The sequence below is a fragment of the Streptococcus sp. Marseille-Q6504 genome, from assembly GCF_965111625.1.
This window is the reverse complement of the sequence record NZ_CBCOON010000001.1, coordinates 191,366-208,116: the sequence shown is the minus strand read 5'-3', so window position 1 is coordinate 208,116 and position 16,751 is coordinate 191,366. Positions and strand designations below refer to the sequence as shown.

General features: G+C 39.8%; 23 protein-coding genes. 5 read left to right on the top strand and 18 right to left on the bottom strand.

What is annotated here, in order from left to right; genetic code table 11:
* Positions 1-12 precede the first annotated feature (12 nt).
* Positions 13-1,329, bottom strand: a complete 1,317-nt coding sequence (locus ACWPUA_RS01050) for a CapA family protein (protein ID WP_454378630.1) — start codon at positions 1,327-1,329, stop codon at positions 13-15.
* Positions 1,330-1,476: 147 nt separating this feature from the next.
* On the opposite strand from ACWPUA_RS01050, the gene def reads away from it, so the two are divergent.
* Both def and rlmB read left to right on the top strand, forming a co-directional pair.
* The gene (gene def / locus ACWPUA_RS01045; protein ID WP_454378628.1) at positions 1,477-2,088 is read left to right on the top strand and encodes a peptide deformylase; all 612 of its coding nucleotides are present in this window, start codon (positions 1,477-1,479) and stop codon (positions 2,086-2,088) included.
* Positions 2,089-2,132: 44 nt separating this feature from the next.
* Entirely contained in the window at positions 2,133-2,861 is a 729-nt protein-coding gene (gene rlmB, locus ACWPUA_RS01040; protein WP_454378626.1) for a 23S rRNA (guanosine(2251)-2'-O)-methyltransferase RlmB, read from the top strand.
* A 179-nt stretch (positions 2,862-3,040) separates the two neighbouring features.
* Here the strand turns inward: rlmB and trxB are convergent, their stop codons facing one another.
* The 7 genes from trxB to ACWPUA_RS01005 all read right to left on the bottom strand — a co-directional run bounded on the left by trxB (position 3,041) and on the right by ACWPUA_RS01005 (position 7,396).
* On the bottom strand, positions 3,041-3,952 hold the full coding sequence (trxB, locus tag ACWPUA_RS01035; RefSeq protein WP_036757725.1) for a thioredoxin-disulfide reductase: 912 nt from the start codon (positions 3,950-3,952) through the stop codon (positions 3,041-3,043).
* Between the two features lie 65 nt (positions 3,953-4,017).
* The gene (locus ACWPUA_RS01030; protein ID WP_006152536.1) at positions 4,018-4,242 is read right to left on the bottom strand and encodes a DUF4059 family protein; all 225 of its coding nucleotides are present in this window, start codon (positions 4,240-4,242) and stop codon (positions 4,018-4,020) included.
* Positions 4,243-4,321: 79 nt separating this feature from the next.
* A complete protein-coding gene (locus ACWPUA_RS01025) occupies positions 4,322-5,065 on the bottom strand; it encodes an amino acid ABC transporter ATP-binding protein (RefSeq protein WP_004253930.1) in 744 nt (247 codons plus the stop codon).
* Complete coding sequence (locus ACWPUA_RS01020) at positions 5,065-5,865, bottom strand: amino acid ABC transporter permease (protein ID WP_223332766.1); 801 nt, start codon at positions 5,863-5,865, stop codon at positions 5,065-5,067. Before ACWPUA_RS01020 ends, ACWPUA_RS01025 begins: the two co-directional genes overlap by 1 nt.
* A 156-nt stretch (positions 5,866-6,021) precedes the next feature.
* Positions 6,022-6,378: a Spx/MgsR family RNA polymerase-binding regulatory protein gene (locus tag ACWPUA_RS01015; protein ID WP_223332764.1), complete on the bottom strand. Its 357-nt coding sequence runs from the start codon at positions 6,376-6,378 to the stop codon at positions 6,022-6,024.
* Between the two features lie 12 nt (positions 6,379-6,390).
* Positions 6,391-6,882: a methylated-DNA--[protein]-cysteine S-methyltransferase gene (locus ACWPUA_RS01010; protein WP_454378622.1), complete on the bottom strand. Its 492-nt coding sequence runs from the start codon at positions 6,880-6,882 to the stop codon at positions 6,391-6,393.
* 13 nt (positions 6,883-6,895) lie between these two features.
* On the bottom strand, positions 6,896-7,396 hold the full coding sequence (locus tag ACWPUA_RS01005) for a GNAT family N-acetyltransferase (RefSeq protein ID WP_371500759.1): 501 nt from the start codon (positions 7,394-7,396) through the stop codon (positions 6,896-6,898).
* A 134-nt stretch (positions 7,397-7,530) separates the two neighbouring features.
* Between ACWPUA_RS01005 and ACWPUA_RS01000 the strand changes: the two genes are divergently transcribed.
* Together ACWPUA_RS01000 and trhA are read left to right on the top strand one after the other, a co-directional pair.
* Complete coding sequence (locus ACWPUA_RS01000; protein WP_454378620.1) at positions 7,531-7,986, top strand: DUF1836 domain-containing protein; 456 nt, start codon at positions 7,531-7,533, stop codon at positions 7,984-7,986.
* Positions 7,976-8,623 carry a PAQR family membrane homeostasis protein TrhA gene (gene trhA, locus ACWPUA_RS00995; protein WP_223332762.1) on the top strand — a complete coding sequence of 216 codons (648 nt, stop codon included), beginning with the start codon at positions 7,976-7,978 and terminating at the stop codon, positions 8,621-8,623. Before ACWPUA_RS01000 ends, trhA begins: the two co-directional genes overlap by 11 nt.
* A gap of 33 nt (positions 8,624-8,656) precedes the next feature.
* Here the strand turns inward: trhA and pdxT are convergent, their stop codons facing one another.
* The 6 genes from pdxT to ACWPUA_RS00965 all read right to left on the bottom strand — a co-directional run bounded on the left by pdxT (position 8,657) and on the right by ACWPUA_RS00965 (position 12,528).
* The gene (gene pdxT / locus ACWPUA_RS00990; RefSeq protein WP_454378617.1) at positions 8,657-9,229 is read right to left on the bottom strand and encodes a pyridoxal 5'-phosphate synthase glutaminase subunit PdxT; all 573 of its coding nucleotides are present in this window, start codon (positions 9,227-9,229) and stop codon (positions 8,657-8,659) included.
* Positions 9,230-10,105, bottom strand: a complete 876-nt coding sequence (pdxS, locus tag ACWPUA_RS00985; RefSeq protein WP_006153788.1) for a pyridoxal 5'-phosphate synthase lyase subunit PdxS — start codon at positions 10,103-10,105, stop codon at positions 9,230-9,232.
* Between the two features lie 138 nt (positions 10,106-10,243).
* Positions 10,244-10,876 (bottom strand): Pr6Pr family membrane protein, encoded by a 633-nt coding sequence (locus ACWPUA_RS00980; RefSeq protein WP_454378615.1) that lies wholly within the window; start codon positions 10,874-10,876, stop codon positions 10,244-10,246.
* Positions 10,877-10,878: 2 nt separating this feature from the next.
* On the bottom strand, positions 10,879-11,217 hold the full coding sequence (locus ACWPUA_RS00975; RefSeq protein WP_006149888.1) for a zinc ribbon domain-containing protein YjdM: 339 nt from the start codon (positions 11,215-11,217) through the stop codon (positions 10,879-10,881).
* A 139-nt stretch (positions 11,218-11,356) separates the two neighbouring features.
* Positions 11,357-12,028 (bottom strand): (d)CMP kinase, encoded by a 672-nt coding sequence (cmk, locus tag ACWPUA_RS00970; protein ID WP_454378613.1) that lies wholly within the window; start codon positions 12,026-12,028, stop codon positions 11,357-11,359.
* A gap of 8 nt (positions 12,029-12,036) precedes the next feature.
* A complete protein-coding gene (locus ACWPUA_RS00965) occupies positions 12,037-12,528 on the bottom strand; it encodes an SAG1386/EF1546 family surface-associated protein (protein ID WP_454378611.1) in 492 nt (163 codons plus the stop codon).
* A gap of 45 nt (positions 12,529-12,573) precedes the next feature.
* Between ACWPUA_RS00965 and ACWPUA_RS00960 the strand changes: the two genes are divergently transcribed.
* On the top strand, positions 12,574-12,777 hold the full coding sequence (locus tag ACWPUA_RS00960; protein WP_006148835.1) for a ferredoxin: 204 nt from the start codon (positions 12,574-12,576) through the stop codon (positions 12,775-12,777).
* A 251-nt stretch (positions 12,778-13,028) separates the two neighbouring features.
* Here the strand turns inward: ACWPUA_RS00960 and galE are convergent, their stop codons facing one another.
* The 4 genes from galE to ACWPUA_RS00940 form a co-directional block, all read right to left on the bottom strand.
* The gene (galE, locus tag ACWPUA_RS00955) at positions 13,029-14,048 is read right to left on the bottom strand and encodes a UDP-glucose 4-epimerase GalE (RefSeq protein ID WP_006152548.1); all 1,020 of its coding nucleotides are present in this window, start codon (positions 14,046-14,048) and stop codon (positions 13,029-13,031) included.
* A gap of 106 nt (positions 14,049-14,154) precedes the next feature.
* Positions 14,155-15,249: an NAD(P)/FAD-dependent oxidoreductase gene (locus ACWPUA_RS00950; protein ID WP_454378609.1), complete on the bottom strand. Its 1,095-nt coding sequence runs from the start codon at positions 15,247-15,249 to the stop codon at positions 14,155-14,157.
* Between the two features lie 16 nt (positions 15,250-15,265).
* A complete protein-coding gene (locus ACWPUA_RS00945) occupies positions 15,266-16,063 on the bottom strand; it encodes a Nif3-like dinuclear metal center hexameric protein (RefSeq protein WP_454378607.1) in 798 nt (265 codons plus the stop codon).
* The gene (locus ACWPUA_RS00940) at positions 16,050-16,727 is read right to left on the bottom strand and encodes a tRNA (adenine(22)-N(1))-methyltransferase (RefSeq protein WP_281137389.1); all 678 of its coding nucleotides are present in this window, start codon (positions 16,725-16,727) and stop codon (positions 16,050-16,052) included. Before ACWPUA_RS00940 ends, ACWPUA_RS00945 begins: the two co-directional genes overlap by 14 nt.
* Between the last annotated feature and the right edge of the window lie 24 nt (positions 16,728-16,751).

Genomic DNA, 16,751 nt, shown 5'->3' with positions numbered 1-16,751 from the left:
TCTTCTTAGTCACTACCATTTCAAACCTACATGCTCATTCATTTCTGTATAAGCTGTGTCTATCCGTTCTTTGGTTTCATAATCTAACTGGCTACGATATTTCCCACCCTCAATGAAATCATCTAAGATATAGGTCTGGTATAGATAGAGCGGATAACCTTCTGGAGAATACGTTCCTTTTGGTGTCCTATTAACCCAGCTAGGATGAGCTTTAGCAGTCTCAATAGTAGTCTTTCCTGCTTTTTTCTTAATGGTCACGTCCATGAGAACACCACGTTCTGTCCATTTTGCATTTTCCTCATCCTGCATGGTTTCAATACGCTGATTTGATAGAAAATTCCCCATAGAATAGATGATGAGTTTTTTATCTCCATCTTTATCGACTGTTTCAGCTGGTTCAACAACGTGAGGGTGTCCACCGAAGATAATATCAGCCCCCCAATCGATCATTTTATGGTATAGTTCCTTTTGCTCTTCTGTTGGTTCCAATTGATACTCAATTCCCATCTGAGGCATGACGACTGTTATATCTGCTTCTTTTTCAGCTCGTTCAATTTCTGCCTTCATTTTCTCTTCGTTAAGGTCAGAAAGATGATTGTCGTAGTCTTCTTTAGAAATGTATTCTTCAATACCGTTAAAGCCATAAGAATAAGCTAGAAGAGCAACTTTTATGCCCTTGACTTCCTTGATGACGATAGGCGCCTTATCTCTTGGTTCGTGGGTGTAAACTCCGATTGGAGTCATTCCAGCTTTTTCGATAGCATCAGCAGTTGAAAAAACTCCCTCAATCTGAGAATCTAAGATATGATTGTGAGCCAAGTCTAACACTTGGTAACCAGCATCCTTTATAGCATCCATGACTTCTCCTGGTGCATTAAACAAAGGATAACCTGCAAGATAGTGGTCTTTATTTACGGTTCCTTCAAAATCACCAATAACTAGGTCTGCTTGTTTGAGCCAAGGTTTTACATACTCAAAGTTTTCATGAAAATCATAAGTCCCATCTTCCTTTAGGGCAGTTCGATAGATCGGAATATGATAGAGGAGGTCACCATTTGCCATGATGCGAACACTCGTTTCTTCTTCCGTTACGGAATTCTTACCTTTAGATTCTGAATTCTGACTCACTGCAGGTGCATTCCTATTCCACAATGGAACTCCCTTTATTCCTTGAGCTAATAAAGTCAAAGCCATCGAAATCGCAACAACAATCAACAACACAAAAACAAAGGTTTTATTACTCCACTGTCGATAGTTTTTGAAAAATTGGATAGACTCTCTGACAACTGGTAATCCTGATTGCTTTTTTCTTCTACTACGTTTTTCCATATCTTTTCTCCTTGCTTTTTGATGCAATTCTCCTTACCTTATTATACCACAGACAAATAGCTATTTCCCTTTATTAGCAACTTCTATGACTTTCTTTCTCAACTATTTTGTGTTATCATTGAATTGTAATGGAAGGAAGGAGAGAAGATGTCTGCTATAGAACGTATTACAAAAGCTTCACATTTAATTGACATGAAAGATATTATCCGCGAGGGAAATCCAACTCTACGTGCAGTTGCCGAGGAAGTCAATTTCCCATTGAGCGATCAAGATATCATCCTTGGTGAGAAAATGATGCAATTTTTGAAACATTCACAAGACCCAGTTATGGCTGAAAAGTTAGGTCTACGTGGAGGAGTCGGACTTGCTGCACCACAATTAGATATCTCAAAACGCATCATTGCTGTTTTAGTTCCTAATATCACCGAGGAAGGTGAAACACCTCAAGAAGCCTATGACTTACAAGCTGTTATGTACAATCCTAAGATTGTCTCACACTCAGTCCAAGACGCTGCTCTAGGAGAGGGAGAAGGTTGCCTATCAGTCGATCGTACTGTCCCAGGTTATGTTATCCGCCATGCTCGAGTAACTGTCGACTACTTTGACAAAGATGGCGAAAAGCATCGCATCAAGCTAAAAGGCTACAACTCCATCGTTGTACAACATGAAATCGACCACTTAAATGGTGTTATGTTTTATGATCGTATCAATGAAAAGGATCCTTTCGCAGTCAAAGAAGGTTTACTCATTCTGGAATAAAGAAAATCCCGTTCGACAACGGGGTTTTATGTTATAATAGAGCCATGAAAACAAATGATATTGTCTATGGCGTTCACGCCGTTACCGAAGCACTGTTAGCAAATACTGGAAACAAACTCTATCTCCAGGATGATTTACGAGGTAAGAATGTAGAAAAAATCAAGGAACTGGCGACTGAAAAGAAAGTATCCATCTCTTGGACTTCAAAAAAATCACTTTCCGAGATGACTGAAGGAGCTGTCCACCAAGGTTTTGTCCTACGTGTTTCTGAATTTGCCTATACTGAACTTGAGCAGATTCTTGCTCAGACTCGTCAAGAAGAAAACCCACTAGTATTGATCCTCGATGGACTAACTGACCCTCATAACTTAGGTTCTATCCTAAGAACAGCCGATGCAACCAATGTTTCAGGAGTCATTATTCCCAAGCATCGATCTGTTGGTGTGACACCCGTAGTTGCAAAAACAGCAACGGGTGCCATTGAGCATGTGCCTATCGCTCGCGTTACCAATCTCAGCCAAACCTTGGACAAGCTAAAAGAAGAAGGCTTTTGGACCTTTGGTACTGATATGAATGGAACTCCTTGCCATAAATGGAACACCAGTGGAAAGGTCGCCCTCATTATCGGAAATGAAGGCAAGGGTATCTCTAGCAACATCAAAAAGCAAGTGGACGAGATGATCACTATTCCAATGAATGGACATGTACAGAGTCTCAATGCAAGCGTTGCTGCTGCTATTCTTATGTACGAAGTCTTCCGTAATCGATTATAAAAAAGTGAGGTTGGGACAAAAGATCCCGACCTCACTTTTTATTAGCAATCAAACTTTGACGCGGTAGCTGATTGAACTTTTTGTTCGTCTTTTAGACTCCAAAAAGCTCCTAATCATCCTCGCGGGGCTGGGACTACGAAATCGAGACTTTGTCTATCGATTTCTGTCCCACCGCCTTTTTAACTATGTTCAGTAATATATTTATAGGCTTCTTGGCCTGCAATAGCTCCATCTCCAACTGCTGTTGTAACTTGGCGAAGGTCTTTCTGACGAACATCTCCAACTGCAAAGACACCTGCAACACTTGTCTTCATGTGGTCATCTGTCACAATCCAACCTGACTCATCTTGGATTTGTAAATCTTTTGTAAAATCGCTAACTGGATCTAAACCAACATAGATGAAGACACCTCCAAAGGCATGTTCAGTCACTTGATTTGTTTTAACATTTTCAATGACAACTGACTCCACACGGTTTTCACCCTTGATTTCTTTGACAACAGAATCCCAAATGAAGTTGATTTTATCATTGGCAAAGGCGCGGTCTTGCAAGACTTTTTGAGCACGAAGCTCATCTCGACGGTGAACGATGGTTACAGTTTTGGCGAACTGTGTTAAGAAGATTGCTTCCTCAACCGCTGAGTCACCACCACCTACAACCAACAAATCTTGGTCACGGAAAAAGGCTCCATCACAAACCGCACAGTAGGAAACTCCACGACTATTCAGTTCTTCTTCTCCTGGAACTCCTAAGAGGCGATGTTTTGAACCAGTCGCTACGATAACTGTGCGAGTTCCAAATTCTTCATTGTCTGTTATTACTTTCTTAACATCACCATGGTTCTCAATATTTTTTACAAAGCCATAGAGATGTTCAACACCTAGATTTTCAAGAGGTTCAAACATCTTTTCTGCTAGCTCAGGTCCACTAATGTTAGCATAACCTGGATAGTTTTCAATGTCAGAAGTGTTGTTCATCTGACCGCCAGGAAGGCCACCTTCAATCAAAGCTACTTTGAGATTGCTGCGAGCTGCATACAAGGCTGCAGTCATCCCAGCAGGACCTGCACCGATAATAATCGTATCGTACATTCTATTTCCTTCTTTCTTGTTGTAACTATTATTATTCTAACGGATGAAATCCTATTTGACAACTATTACGCCTTGAGAACCAACAAGATGCTCATGGTTGCAAAAGACAATACTGGAATTGTTAGAACTCCAATCATAATCATATCATAGAGGTGAGCCTGACGCTCCTTGGCAGTTTTATCCACACCTGATAGAGCTCTTAAACCAATCCAAATCCCTAAGACAACCAAGACTAGTAAAATCGTCAAAACCAAACTCTCTAAATACAAAGCAAATAGCTGAACTAGCATGCTCTCTCTCATTTCTATTATTTTTAAAGAGCAAACCCAGTTAGCTTAGCCAACTGAGTTTTTCTTATCTTCTATTATATCAAATATAGGTCCGTTTGTAACTAGCAAAGAACTCTTTTGTTCGTTCTTCTTTAGGATGGTTGATAATCTCATCCGGTGTTCCAGATTCAATAATCTTTCCTTTATCCAAGAATAAAACCTTATCAGCTACTTGAGCAACAAATGACATATCGTGACTAACCAAAACCATAGTTTGACCTGATTTTGCAGCATTAGCGATCGATCTTTCTACCTCACCAACCAATTCTGGGTCCAGTGCTGAAGTTGGTTCATCCAAGAGTAAGACGTCTGGTTTCATGGCTAGAGCACGCGCTATTGCGACCCGTTGTTTTTGCCCCCCTGACAAGTGACGCGGATAATGCTGTTCACGATCAGAAAGCCCAACCTTAGCTAGCTCTTCCTTAGCAATTTCAGTTGCTTCTTCGTCCGATAGTTTTTTAACGACCACCAAGCCTTCTTTAACATTGTCTAGCGCTGTTCTACGCTCAAATAAATTAAACTGTTGGAAAACCATCGATAGTTTGCGACGAAGAGTTAGAATTTCTTCTTGCGTAATTTGAGAAAAATCAACTTTGAAATCATCAATCTGAATAGAACCACTATCAGGAGTTTCTAGATAGTTTAGGCTACGAAGAAAAGTTGATTTCCCAGCTCCTGAAGAACCAATTAAGGCAACAACTTCTCCTTTTTGAATATCTAAGTTCAGATGGTCTAAAACGGTTTGACCTGAAAAGGATTTGCTTAAATTTGAAATTTTAATCATTAGCGAAGCTCTCCTTTCACATCTGTCTCAACATTATCTGGTGCTGTAATAGCCATTTTTCTTTCAATGAAACGGCCAAGATTTTCAATAACGATATTTACCACCCAGTAGACAAGGGCAACTGAGATAAAACGTTCAAAGTAACGATAGTCTGCACCACCCAAAATCTGAGCTTGGGCAAAGACTTCTACAACACCTGCACTGAAGGCTAGGGAAGTCCCCTTGGTCAAGCCAATCAAGGAGTTAATCAAGGTTGGTGTTGCCACTACTGCTGCATTGGGAATAATCACACGACGGTAAACTTGTGCGCGTGTCATTCCAAGACTACGGGCAGCTTCAATCTCACCAGGATTTACAGAAAGAATTGCTGCACGGATGGTTTCACTAGCATAGGCCGCCTCGTTAAAAGCAAAAGCCACAATCGCAAATGTTGCTGCTGGAATCGCATTAATGTTCAGAGAAGTTCCCCATTGTTGATTCAAGGCTTTCAAAGCTAATGGAATCCCATAATAAGTCAACATTAGTTGAACTAAAATTGGGGTTCCTTTTAAGAAACTTACAAAAAAGGCTTGTAATGGGTATATAAATCTAACTCGGTTGATTTTAACGATAGCAAATATTAGGGCTAGCATGATACCAAAAAAGGCACCAAATACCGTTAACATCAATGTTGTAGGTAATTGCTGTACAATTCTTGGGATCCCATCAAAGACAGAACGCCAACTAAAAAGTTTGCCATCTGGAATATATTGCATCAAATTTTGATACCAATCAGATGCTAAAATCGTTGTAACATTCATAGAAACATCCTCTCAAGATAATGATTCATTCTATCATACTTATGCTCTAATTAAAAATATTTGCTACGAGCATATCAGATTTCATCTACCTTCTAGTTTATCATACTTTAAAAGTGGGAGGTTATATATATTATCTATCAAGGAGATAGAAAAAAACTAATTCAAATCCAAGTCCTTGTATGATTTACGATAGCCAATTTGTTTTACAAGACCATTTTCAACTAATATCGGACGTTTTAACAGCATACCATCACTGGCCAAGAGTTTGGCTGCTTCTTTGTTTGACAATGTTCCAACTTTATCTTTCAAACCCAGTTCACGGTATTTGATACCACTAGTATTGAAAAATTGCTTCAATTCAAATCCCGAAGTTTCGAGCCAGTTTAAAATGACCTTTTCACTCGGAGTCTCTTCAACGATATGAACGTCTTTATATTCTAGTCCGAGTTGATCTAATTCTTTCTTAGCTTTTTTACAAGTTGTACATTTTGGATATTCGATAAATTCTAACATTTTCTTCTCTTTCTATTTTTTATTTTCTTGATAACTTGCACCTTCATGCCTCAAAAGCCAAGCCTTCTTTTCGAGTCCCCAAGCATAGCCTGTCAGACGTCCTCCAGCACCTAGCACACGGTGACAGGGTACAAGGATAGACCAGGTATTGCGACTTACTGCTCCTCCGACTGCTTGAGCAGAAGCCACCTGCAAGTCCTTAGCTATTTGCCCATAAGTAACTGTCTGACCAAAAGGAATTCCCCGCAAGTAGTTCCAGACTCTTTTTTCAAAGTCACTACCGACAGGAGCTAAAGGTAATTCAGATAAGTCTTGATCTTGCCCCTTAAAATAAGTCTCTAAATAGGAAGTAATTTGATTTAAAATGGGATGACTCTCAACAACAGTTACATCATTTTCAGATAATCCCTTCTCAAAATCGCTCTCTTCTTCAATCCATATCCCAAACAAATAGTGGTCATCTGCTACCAGAGATAGGGGACCAATCGGTGACTTGTATAGCATCTTTACATGCTTCTTAGACATTTGATTTTAATTTTTGATAGGCCAAGCGTTCCCCGTCTACTGGAACTTTACCAACCTGTTTGAAGCCAAGTTTTTCAAAGATATGCTGCATAGCCTTGTTTTTAGCGTGTGTATCTGAACGAAAATCTAGGTAATCGAAGCCTTCAATCAAGCCTTCTAAAAAGGTCTGAGCAACACCTTGACCTTGCGCATCTCTAGCAACGGCAATACGGTGAAATACTAAGTATTCTGCTTCATTTCCCTCCCAGTTGCCATCATAGATTGCTTCATAAGCTTTTTCTGGGCTCTTAGTCACTGCTGCATAGGCTAAGAGGTCGCCTTCGTCTAGGGCTACATAAGCTTGACCAGAGATGATATCTTCAATAATGGTATCTGCATCTGGGTAGCCGTTTTGCCACTGAGTGCTACCAGCTTCTGCCAAACATTTCTTGGCTCCCTCAATCACTTGCATAATTGCATCAACTTCGTTTGGAAAGGCTAAGCGAATCTCCATCATTTATCCTCTTTTCATACTATTTTCTCTCATCATAGCATAAATTATTTCTTTCTACAAGCACTTGAAACTTGACTTATTATTTCTAATATTTTATAATCTAGTTATTAAAACTAGATAAAAAGGAGTTGAAAATGAATACCACTTTTTCCTATCCAAAATGGGAAGAAATTCCAAGTATCAATCTCTATCTGGACCAAGTTCTGCTCTATGTCAATCAAATCTGTCCTCCAGCTTCTCCTGACAAGGAGAAAGGTTTGACAGCATCCATGGTGAACAACTATGTCAAACACGGTTATATCAGTAAACCTGAAAAGAAAAAATATCAACGCAAACACATCGCACGATTGATTGCTATTACCACTCTCAAGTCTGTTTTTTCTATCCAAGAAATTGCTCAAACCCTTAATACCCTACACACAGACACTAATTCAGAAGAACTTTACAATGCTTTTGTGGACTATATGAATGAAGATATTGATCCAGCTAATCCCATTATCCAGGCAAGCTGCCAAACAGTCAAACTCTATCATCAAACACTTGCACTAGTCTATACAGAAACCGAAAAGGAGGAAACAAATGAATACTAGTTTCAAACTTAGTAAACGACTTAGTTTTGGAGAAGAAATTGCCAACAGTGTCACCCATGCTGTAGGAGCATTTATCATGCTCATCCTACTTCCTATTTCATCAACCTATAGTTATGAGGTACATGGTTTCTTATCGTCTATCGGTGTTTCCATCTTCGTCATCAGCCTCTTTCTCATGTTCTTATCATCATCTATTTATCATTCTATGGCTTATGGTTCGACTCATAAATATGTGTTACGAATTATTGACCATTCTATGATTTATGTTGCCATTGCAGGTTCTTATACCCCAGTGGTTTTAACCCTGATGAATAATTGGTTTGGTTATCTCATTATTGCTATCCAATGGGGGACAACTATTTTCGGTATTCTTTATAAAATCTTTGCCAAGAAGGTCAATGAAAAATTCAGCCTCATCCTTTACCTCATCATGGGATGGCTTGTATTGGCTATCTTACCAGCAATCATCAGTCAGACAAGTCCAATGTTTTGGAGTCTTATGGTATCAGGTGGCCTTTGCTATACAGTTGGCGCTGGATTCTACGCTAAAAAGAAACCATACTTCCATATGATTTGGCATCTCTTTATCCTAGCAGCCTCTGCTCTCCAATATATCGCTATTGTTTATTACATGTAAAAAAGAAGTTGGGAAAAATCCCAACCTCTTTTTTTATTTACACATATTCATAAAGTACTGATGCAGGCGAAGATCATTTGTCAATTCAGGATGAAAGGAGGTTACCAGCATATTCTTTTCTTGTGCCGCAACGATTTGATGATTCACTACTGCTAGAACATCAACACCCTTACCAACTTCACTAATAATAGGTCCACGGATAAAGGTCATTGGAATTTTACCAACGCCCTTGCAGTCAGCTTCTGTATAAAAGCTTCCTAGCTGACGTCCATAGGCATTGCGCTCTACCACAATATCCATGGTCGCTAGATGGCTTTCCTCTTTAGAAGTGATTTGTTTTGCTAGCAAAATTAAACCCGCACAAGTTCCAAAGACTGGTAAACCATTGAGAATAGCCTCTCTTATAGGAATTAGCATCTGCTGATCTCGCAACAGTTTCCCCATAGTTGTAGACTCTCCCCCTGGCAAGACTAACCCCGACAGGTCACTCTGGTGTTGCTGAAAATCTTCTAGGTTTCGCAGTTCAATACTTTCAACTCCTAGTTGAGCAAGCATTTTCTCGTGTTCTACAAAGGCACCTTGCAAGGCCAAGATTCCGATTTTCATCTATTTTCCTCGCTCCGCCATGAGAATTTGGATTTCATTCTCATTGATACCAACCATGGCTTCTCCTAAATCTTCAGAGATTTGAGCCAGAATTTGAGGATTCTGATAATTGGTAACAGCTTTGACAATTGCTGCCGCACGTTTAACAGGATCACCTGATTTGAAAATCCCTGAGCCAACAAACACACCTTCTGCACCTAGCTGCATCATAAGAGCAGCGTCCGCTGGTGTTGCAACCCCTCCAGCCGCAAAGTTAACAACTGGTAATTTCCCATGTTCGTGGACATATTGAACTAATTCTACAGGTACTTGGAGTTCTTTGGCAGCAACATATAACTCGTCCTCACGGAGGTTTTGAATGCGGCGAATTTCTTGATTCATCATACGCATATGACGAACCGCCTGAACGATATCTCCTGTTCCTGGTTCTCCTTTTGTACGAATCATAGAAGCTCCTTCAGCGATACGGCGCAAGGCTTCTCCTAGGTCTTTAGCACCACAAACAAAAGGAACTTGAAATTCTTTCTTGTCCACATGGAAACGATCGTCAGCTGGAGATAGAACTTCGCTCTCATCAATATAGTCAATCTCGATAGCTTCTAAAATCTGAGCTTCAACAAAATGCCCAATTCGAACCTTAGCCATAACTGGAATGCTGACTGCTTCTTGGATTTCCTTAATCATCTTTGGATCACTCATGCGAGAGACACCACCCGCTGCACGAATATCAGCTGGGATTCGTTCCAAAGCCATAACTGCTGCCGCACCTGCAGCCTCAGCAATTCTTGCCTGTTCAGGGTTTTGGACATCCATGATGACGCCACCTTTAAGCATCTGTGCTAAATTCTTATTTAATTCATAACGATTTTCAGTCATTTTTTTCATCCTCAATAGTTGTATTGGTAGCTACAGTTTTATTGTAAGGTATAAAAGACTGCATAACAAGATAAAATAAATCGATTTGTCCGGGTACAATTATCTCTATCACAAAAAAAGCACCCACATTGGGTACTTTTAATTCTTAGATTTCTTAATACTTTTCACAAGATAAAAGAGATATCCTGAAACCATATAAGCAACAAAGATAGTTGCTGCCCATTTAAAGACAAAGCCCCAACCATGTTTGGTAGCATTCAAAAAGAAATAAGGGAAGGGACTATCCTTAGCATTAGGGACATCCATCTTTAAAACAAAACCGTTTAAAAGGGCAAAAATCATATAAAGCAAAGGAAGGCTAGTCCAAAGCATGGGATCAACCAACTTATATTGGCGACTCTTGTCAAAAATAATTGTATCTGCTAAAAACCAGAGAGGGACAATATAATGGCACAGGAAATTTTCCAAACGATAAAAATCTGTCGTCAAAGGAGCTAGCATGAAATGATAGATGACACAAGTAATCATAATACTCATAGTGACACCACCTTTGAGACGTAGAATACCAGGACTCTGCCAACTATCACCTCCACTACGCATCTTTAACAAAAGATATCCTGTAAAGAGTACAACCAAAAGGTTAGAAAGTACTGTGTAGTAAAGCAACATCCCTAAACCACCGCGTTTGGTAATCTCCAAGTATACACCGGTAAAGGCTGCTATAAATAAAACGATACGACTATAAAATATTACTTTTTCGTTTTTAATCATGATTAAATCTTCTTCACAAATTCTGATTTAAGTTTCATAGCGCCAAAACCATCAATCTTACAGTCGATGTTGTGGTCACCTTCAACAATACGAATGTTTTTCACACGAGTTCCTTGCTTCAGGTCTTTAGGTGCACCTTTTACCTTAAGGTCCTTAATCAAAGTGACTGTATCTCCATCAGCTAGTTTATTTCCATTTGCATCGATGGCAACAACTCCTTCTTCAACCTCTGCTTGCTCAGCAGGATTCCACTCATAAGCACATTCTGGGCAAACAAGAAGTGTGCCATCTTCATATACGTATTCTGAATTACATTTTGGGCAATTTGGTAATTGACTCATGTTATCTCCTTAAAAAATGTTGATTGTTTGATTGTCAAATTTTCTTTAACAGCAACTATTATACCTTAAAACAGGCTATTTGACAAATCATGATAAAAAAACGATCAACCGAAACCCGGTTCATCGTTTTTTTAGTTTCTTATAAATATTTTTGTGCTTCTGATTTGATTTTTTCAACAACCTCTAAAATAGAGAGTCCAGTTGTATCTAAATAGATTGCATCCTCAGCTTGTTTTAGAGGCGAAGTTTCACGATGACTATCTTTGTAGTCACGCGCAGCAATCTCTTCCTTCAAAGTTTCCAAATCCGTTTCGATTCCCTTTGAAAGATTTTCTTTGTAACGACGTTCTGCACGTTCATCTACAGATGCTACAAGAAAAATCTTCAATTCAGCCTTAGGCAAGACCACTGTACCAATATCGCGACCATCCATGACAATACCACCTTGCTGGGCAATCTCTTGCTGGAGGGCTACTAATTTTTCTCGAACAGCTGGAATAGCTGCGAAGGCAGAAACAGCATTGGTTACTTCATTTTCACGGATTGGATTTGTTACATCTACATCTCCAACGAAAACAAGTTGTTCTCCATTTTCAGCACGTCCAAAGCTAATTGGATATTGTTCCAATAATTCAAGAAGTTGAGATGGCTCATCTGGGCTAATTTGATTTTTCAATGCGATGTAAGTCGCCGCACGATACATAGCGCCTGTATCCAGATAAGTATAGCCAAAGTCCTTAGCAATAATCTTAGCTACTGTACTCTTACCACTGGAAGCTGGCCCATCAATAGCAATCTGAATTGTTTTCATTGTCACTCCTATCTTGTCTTAAGGACATCCCCAGGATTTGCAAACCAAGTTCCTGAAGACATATGACCAGGATTCAAGGCTTCAAGTTGAGCAATAGAGATTCCAGCGCGAGCCGCAATGGCTGCTTCCCCTTCTCCTGCCATGACTGTAATAGTTCCTTCAGAATCAGTACGTGCCTCTGTATGTTCTTGTTGAGTTGTCTCTGCTTCTGTTGACTCTGTTGACTGCGCAGTAGTAGCCACTGTTGTAACTTCTTCTACTTTTGGAGCTGAAGAATCATAAAAATCTTTCAAAACTGAAGTGCGATCACTTCCGCCTGATGACAAGTAGACCAATACGACTACCATCCCAACAACAATCACAAAGAAGAGAATAGCTAGAACCGTTAAAATACGATTGGCAACGACACCTGAACCTTTTTTGTTTCGTTGACGGCGTTCTGTTCTTGATTCCTCTTCTTGGTTTTCATAAATATCTTCTTGCCACGGTTCCTTTTCCATACCTTACTCCTTGAGTTTTTTTTAGTTTCTTATTACAATATAAATATGAAGATTAGACTTATACCTGAACGTTGCATCGCTTGTGGGCTCTGCCAAACTTATTCCGAATTATTTGATTACCATGATAATGGTATTGTCCGTTTTTACGATGAATCTGAGCAATTAGAGCGAGAAATTGCTTGCAACGACGACATTTTAGAAGCCGTTAAAAATTGCCCTACTCGTGCTCTGATTATAGATGAATCTTAAAATTTGGTGGAACATCGATCTCTAATTTCCACTCCCTCTAGTTTAGCATATTTTTCTAGAAAATTATAGTCTTTTGCTAGCTATTTTTATACAATTTTACTTTTATTTGTTCCAGCATTTCAATAATAAATAAACTGTTCTTTTAAGACATTTTTCTATCACTTAAGCACTAATCAATTTTTTTATTTCAACCACATATAAATTTATAAAAAAAGAGGAATTACTTCCTCTTTTTTTGTTTAATCAAACGATTAGTCTTCAAATCCATTTGGATGTTTACTTTGCCAACGCCATGCATCTTCACACATTTCTGTAATACCAAGTCCAGCTTCCCAACCTAGCTCTTCTTTAGCTTTTGCTGGGTCTGAGTAGCAGGCTGCAATATCACCAGGGCGACGTTCAACGATACGGTATGGAATTGGACGTCCAACAGCTTTTTCCATATTTTGGATAATTTCAAGAACTGAGTAGCCTTTTCCAGTACCAAGGTTATACACATTGAGTCCAGAGCCTTTTTGAAGCTTCTTAAGGGCGGCAACGTGTCCTTTGGCTAGGTCAACGACGTGGATATAGTCACGAACACCCGTTCCATCTTCAGTATCGTAGTCATCTCCGAAGACTTGAACTTGTTCTAACTTACCAACTGCGACTTGTGTTACATATGGCAAAAGGTTGTTTGGAATGCCGTTTGGATTTTCTCCTAGGTCACCACTCTCATGCGCCCCAATTGGGTTGAAGTAACGAAGTAAGACAACGTTCCACTCTGAATCTGCTTTATGGATATCTGTCAAGATTTCTTCCAGCATAAGCTTGGTACGGCCATAAGGGTTGGTAGCTGAAAGTGGGAAATCTTCTAGGATTGGAACAGTATGTGGATCTCCATAAACTGTTGCTGATGAACTGAAGATAATGTTCTTACAGTTATTTTCTTCCATTGCCTTCAAAAGGCTAACTGTACCGGCAATATTGTTATCATAGTAGGCAAGAGGGATACGAGTTGACTCACCAACTGCCTTCAAACCAGCAAAATGAATCACACCTGTTGGCTCTTCATGTTTGAAAATATCGCGAAGTGTATCCGTATCGCGGATATCAGCTTCGTAGAAAGGAATTTCTACCCCTGTGATTCTTTCCACTACTTCTAAACTTTTACGGCTACTGTTGACCAAGTTATCCACCACGACAACTTGATGTCCAGCTTGGACCAGTTCGATGACAGTGTGAGTTCCAATAAAACCTGCTCCACCTGTTACCAAAATCTTTTCTTGCATCATTTTTCCTCAATTCTTGAATTATTTTTTTCATTTTACCATTTTTGATAGGGAAAGTCATTTGCTATCCTAATCCTATCGTAAAAACTAGGTAAAAAGTTTACGATTATTTCTCTTTAATATATCTTTCAGTCGGATAATCCGCTGGATCCAAGACTCCACTTTCCCCTTGAAGCATTTGGGCTAGGTGATAGCCTATAATGGGTCCAGTTGTCAATCCTGACGATCCTAATCCACTCGCAACAAATACTCCTGACAAGTTTGGCACTTGTCCGAAAAATGGCGAAAAATCACTCGTATAAGCACGAATCCCCACACGTTCACCACTTATCATTGCATCTTTTAAGCTAGGATAAAACGAACTTGCTGCTTCAGCCATTTGTTGGAGCAAATTCTTATCAACTGTTAGGTCAAATCCCATGTCATTTTCATGGGTAGCTCCTAGAGATAATTTGCCGCCGGGAAATGGTATCAAATCCCACTCGCCTTCCGGCATGACAACGGGATAACTTGCCATGTCTAAATCAACCTGATAATCTCTAAGTTGACCTTTTTGAGGCCGAACATCCACCTCATATCCTAAGGGCTCTAAGATGTGGCCAAGCCAAGCTCCTGTGGATAAGATGACTTGGTCAAACATTTGATTGTCTATCTGATAGCCCGATGATAGAGGGGTTAGACTGACCTCTTTATTTATGACCTTCACTTGACTGGCTCCCAGTAAGCGAGTCACTAGGAGTTGCCCATCTACTCGAGCTCCACCAGAAGCATAGAGTAAACGTTCAAATCCCTCTAGACCAGGAAATAAGTTACTAGCAGTCGCTTGGTCCAAAATGGCTAATTCTCCAATCAAGGGAGATTCATCTCTACGTTGCAGAGCCAGTTGATAGAGCCCCTCTAGCTTAGAGTCATCGTTTTTAAGAAGAAAGACACCAGAACGCTGGTAAAAATCAACTTGTTGACCCGATTTTTCTAGGTCAGCTAATAAATCTACATAGAAATCAGCTCCTAGGCGCGCCATCTTATACCAAGCCTTATTGCGTCGTTTAGAAAACCAGGGACTAATAATTCCTGCCGCTGCCTTAGTTGCTTGGCCACTTCCATTATCAAAAACAGTTACTTCGATATCAGCTTCCTTAGAAAGATAGTAGGCAGCTGTGGCGCCTACAATTCCTGCACCTACAATGGCAACTTTTTTCATTGTCTTTACCTTCTAACTAGATATGATGGAATGGATTGGTGGACGCTTGACTTGCGATAACCTCTAGAGACCAAGCATTCTCTTCCTTCCATTCATTCAGGAACGCTGCAATTTTTTCAACAAAGAGAACTTCAATATAGTGGCCTGGATCCAGAGCCAACAAGCCGTCTGACAACATATCTTGGGCAGTGTGGTAATAGATGTCACCAGTAATGTAAACATGAGCTCCTTTTGCTAAAGCATCAGAATAGAAAGACTGCCCACTGCCACCACAAATAGCTACTCTTGAGATTGTTTTTTGCAAATCAGTATCTTTATAGTACACCATACGAAGACTATCTAGACCAAATACTTCCTTAACATGACTAGCAAATTCTTCAAACGTTTGAGGTTTAATATTGCCAATACGCCCGATGCCACGTTCAGGACCTGTTTCCTGTAGAAAAGTTGTATCCTTAATATCCAATAGTTGGCAGAACCAGTCATTAAGGCCGTTTTCAACAATATCAATATTAGTATGGCTAACGTAGACTGCAATATCATGCTTAATAAGATCAATATAAATCTGATTTTGAGGGCGACTAGCTACCAAGTCCTTTATCGGACGGAAGATAGGCGCGTGCTTAACGATAATCAAATCTACACCCTTTTCAATAGCTTCTGCCACTGTATCTTCACGTATATCAAGGGCAACCATGACCTTTTGGATGTCCTTTTCTAAAGTTCCAATCTGCAGTCCACGATTATCGCCTTCCATAGAAAATTCTTGAGGACAATAGGCTTCATAACGCTTAATCACTTCACTTGCTTTCATGGAGCACCTCCTTGATGGCTTGAATTTTATCTACTAAAACTTGACGTTCTTCATGATTTTTTTCTGGGATTTGACTAAGGGCAAATTCGAGCTTACTTGCTTCTCTTTGCCACTTTTGGACAAATACGGGGCTACTTTCTTTAGATAGAAAAGGACCAAAACGGGTGTCACTTGCTGACAATTTCATTTCTCCAGCTTCCACTACTAGAATCTCGTAAAATTTTCCAGCTTCCTCTAAAATACTTTCAGCTACAATCTGAAATCCATGCTCTTGTAACCAACTACGTAACTCATCTTCACGATTATTAGGTTGAAGAATCAATCGCTCAACATTGGCTAGTTTGTCCAAACCCTCTTCTAAAATCGTAGCAATCAAACGACCACCCATTCCTGCAATAGTGATAACAGAGACCTGGTCACTTACTTCGAAAGCTGCTAAACCATTGGCTAAACGAACCTGAATTTTCTCAGTCAAGCCATGACTTTCAACATTTCTAACTGCAGATTGATAGGGCCCCTCTACAACTTCACCCGCGATGGCAGCTTCAATATGACCTTTTTCAAGTAATTCAATCGGTAGATAAGCATGGTCGCTCCCGACGTCCAGCAAAACAGCTCCTTGGGGAACAAAAGAAGCTACTGTTTCTAATCTCTTTGAAATCATCTTCTCTCACTTTCAAAAACTCTA

Excerpts from the sequence above, each read along its gene's own strand:
- ACWPUA_RS01005 (WP_371500759.1), bottom strand. The coding sequence starts at position 7,396 with ATGGAGATTCGCTTAGCCTTTCCAAACGAAGTTGATGCAATTATGCAA.
- rlmB (WP_454378626.1), top strand. The coding sequence starts at position 2,133 with ATGAAAACAAATGATATTGTCTATGGCGTTCACGCCGTTACCGAAGCA.
- ACWPUA_RS01030 (WP_006152536.1), bottom strand. The coding sequence starts at position 4,242 with ATGCTAGTTCAGCTATTTGCTTTGTATTTAGAGAGTTTGGTTTTGACG.
- def (WP_454378628.1), top strand. The coding sequence starts at position 1,477 with ATGTCTGCTATAGAACGTATTACAAAAGCTTCACATTTAATTGACATG.
- ACWPUA_RS01020 (WP_223332766.1), bottom strand. The coding sequence starts at position 5,865 with ATGAATGTTACAACGATTTTAGCATCTGATTGGTATCAAAATTTGATG.
- ACWPUA_RS01025 (WP_004253930.1), bottom strand. The coding sequence starts at position 5,065 with ATGATTAAAATTTCAAATTTAAGCAAATCCTTTTCAGGTCAAACCGTT.
- galE (WP_006152548.1), bottom strand. The coding sequence starts at position 14,048 with ATGCAAGAAAAGATTTTGGTAACAGGTGGAGCAGGTTTTATTGGAACT.
- ACWPUA_RS00960 (WP_006148835.1), top strand. The coding sequence starts at position 12,574 with ATGAAGATTAGACTTATACCTGAACGTTGCATCGCTTGTGGGCTCTGC.
- ACWPUA_RS01050 (WP_454378630.1), bottom strand. The coding sequence starts at position 1,329 with ATGGAAAAACGTAGTAGAAGAAAAAAGCAATCAGGATTACCAGTTGTC.
- ACWPUA_RS00965 (WP_454378611.1), bottom strand. The coding sequence starts at position 12,528 with ATGGAAAAGGAACCGTGGCAAGAAGATATTTATGAAAACCAAGAAGAG.
- ACWPUA_RS01015 (WP_223332764.1), bottom strand. The coding sequence starts at position 6,378 with ATGTTAGAATTTATCGAATATCCAAAATGTACAACTTGTAAAAAAGCT.
- ACWPUA_RS00950 (WP_454378609.1), bottom strand. The coding sequence starts at position 15,249 with ATGAAAAAAGTTGCCATTGTAGGTGCAGGAATTGTAGGCGCCACAGCT.
- pdxS (WP_006153788.1), bottom strand. The coding sequence starts at position 10,105 with ATGACTGAAAATCGTTATGAATTAAATAAGAATTTAGCACAGATGCTT.
- ACWPUA_RS00980 (WP_454378615.1), bottom strand. The coding sequence starts at position 10,876 with ATGATTAAAAACGAAAAAGTAATATTTTATAGTCGTATCGTTTTATTT.
- ACWPUA_RS00975 (WP_006149888.1), bottom strand. The coding sequence starts at position 11,217 with ATGAGTCAATTACCAAATTGCCCAAAATGTAATTCAGAATACGTATAT.
- ACWPUA_RS01000 (WP_454378620.1), top strand. The coding sequence starts at position 7,531 with ATGAATACCACTTTTTCCTATCCAAAATGGGAAGAAATTCCAAGTATC.
- ACWPUA_RS00940 (WP_281137389.1), bottom strand. The coding sequence starts at position 16,727 with ATGATTTCAAAGAGATTAGAAACAGTAGCTTCTTTTGTTCCCCAAGGA.
- trxB (WP_036757725.1), bottom strand. The coding sequence starts at position 3,952 with ATGTACGATACGATTATTATCGGTGCAGGTCCTGCTGGGATGACTGCA.
- cmk (WP_454378613.1), bottom strand. The coding sequence starts at position 12,028 with ATGAAAACAATTCAGATTGCTATTGATGGGCCAGCTTCCAGTGGTAAG.
- ACWPUA_RS00945 (WP_454378607.1), bottom strand. The coding sequence starts at position 16,063 with ATGAAAGCAAGTGAAGTGATTAAGCGTTATGAAGCCTATTGTCCTCAA.
- trhA (WP_223332762.1), top strand. The coding sequence starts at position 7,976 with ATGAATACTAGTTTCAAACTTAGTAAACGACTTAGTTTTGGAGAAGAA.
- pdxT (WP_454378617.1), bottom strand. The coding sequence starts at position 9,229 with ATGAAAATCGGAATCTTGGCCTTGCAAGGTGCCTTTGTAGAACACGAG.
- ACWPUA_RS01010 (WP_454378622.1), bottom strand. The coding sequence starts at position 6,882 with ATGCTATACAAGTCACCGATTGGTCCCCTATCTCTGGTAGCAGATGAC.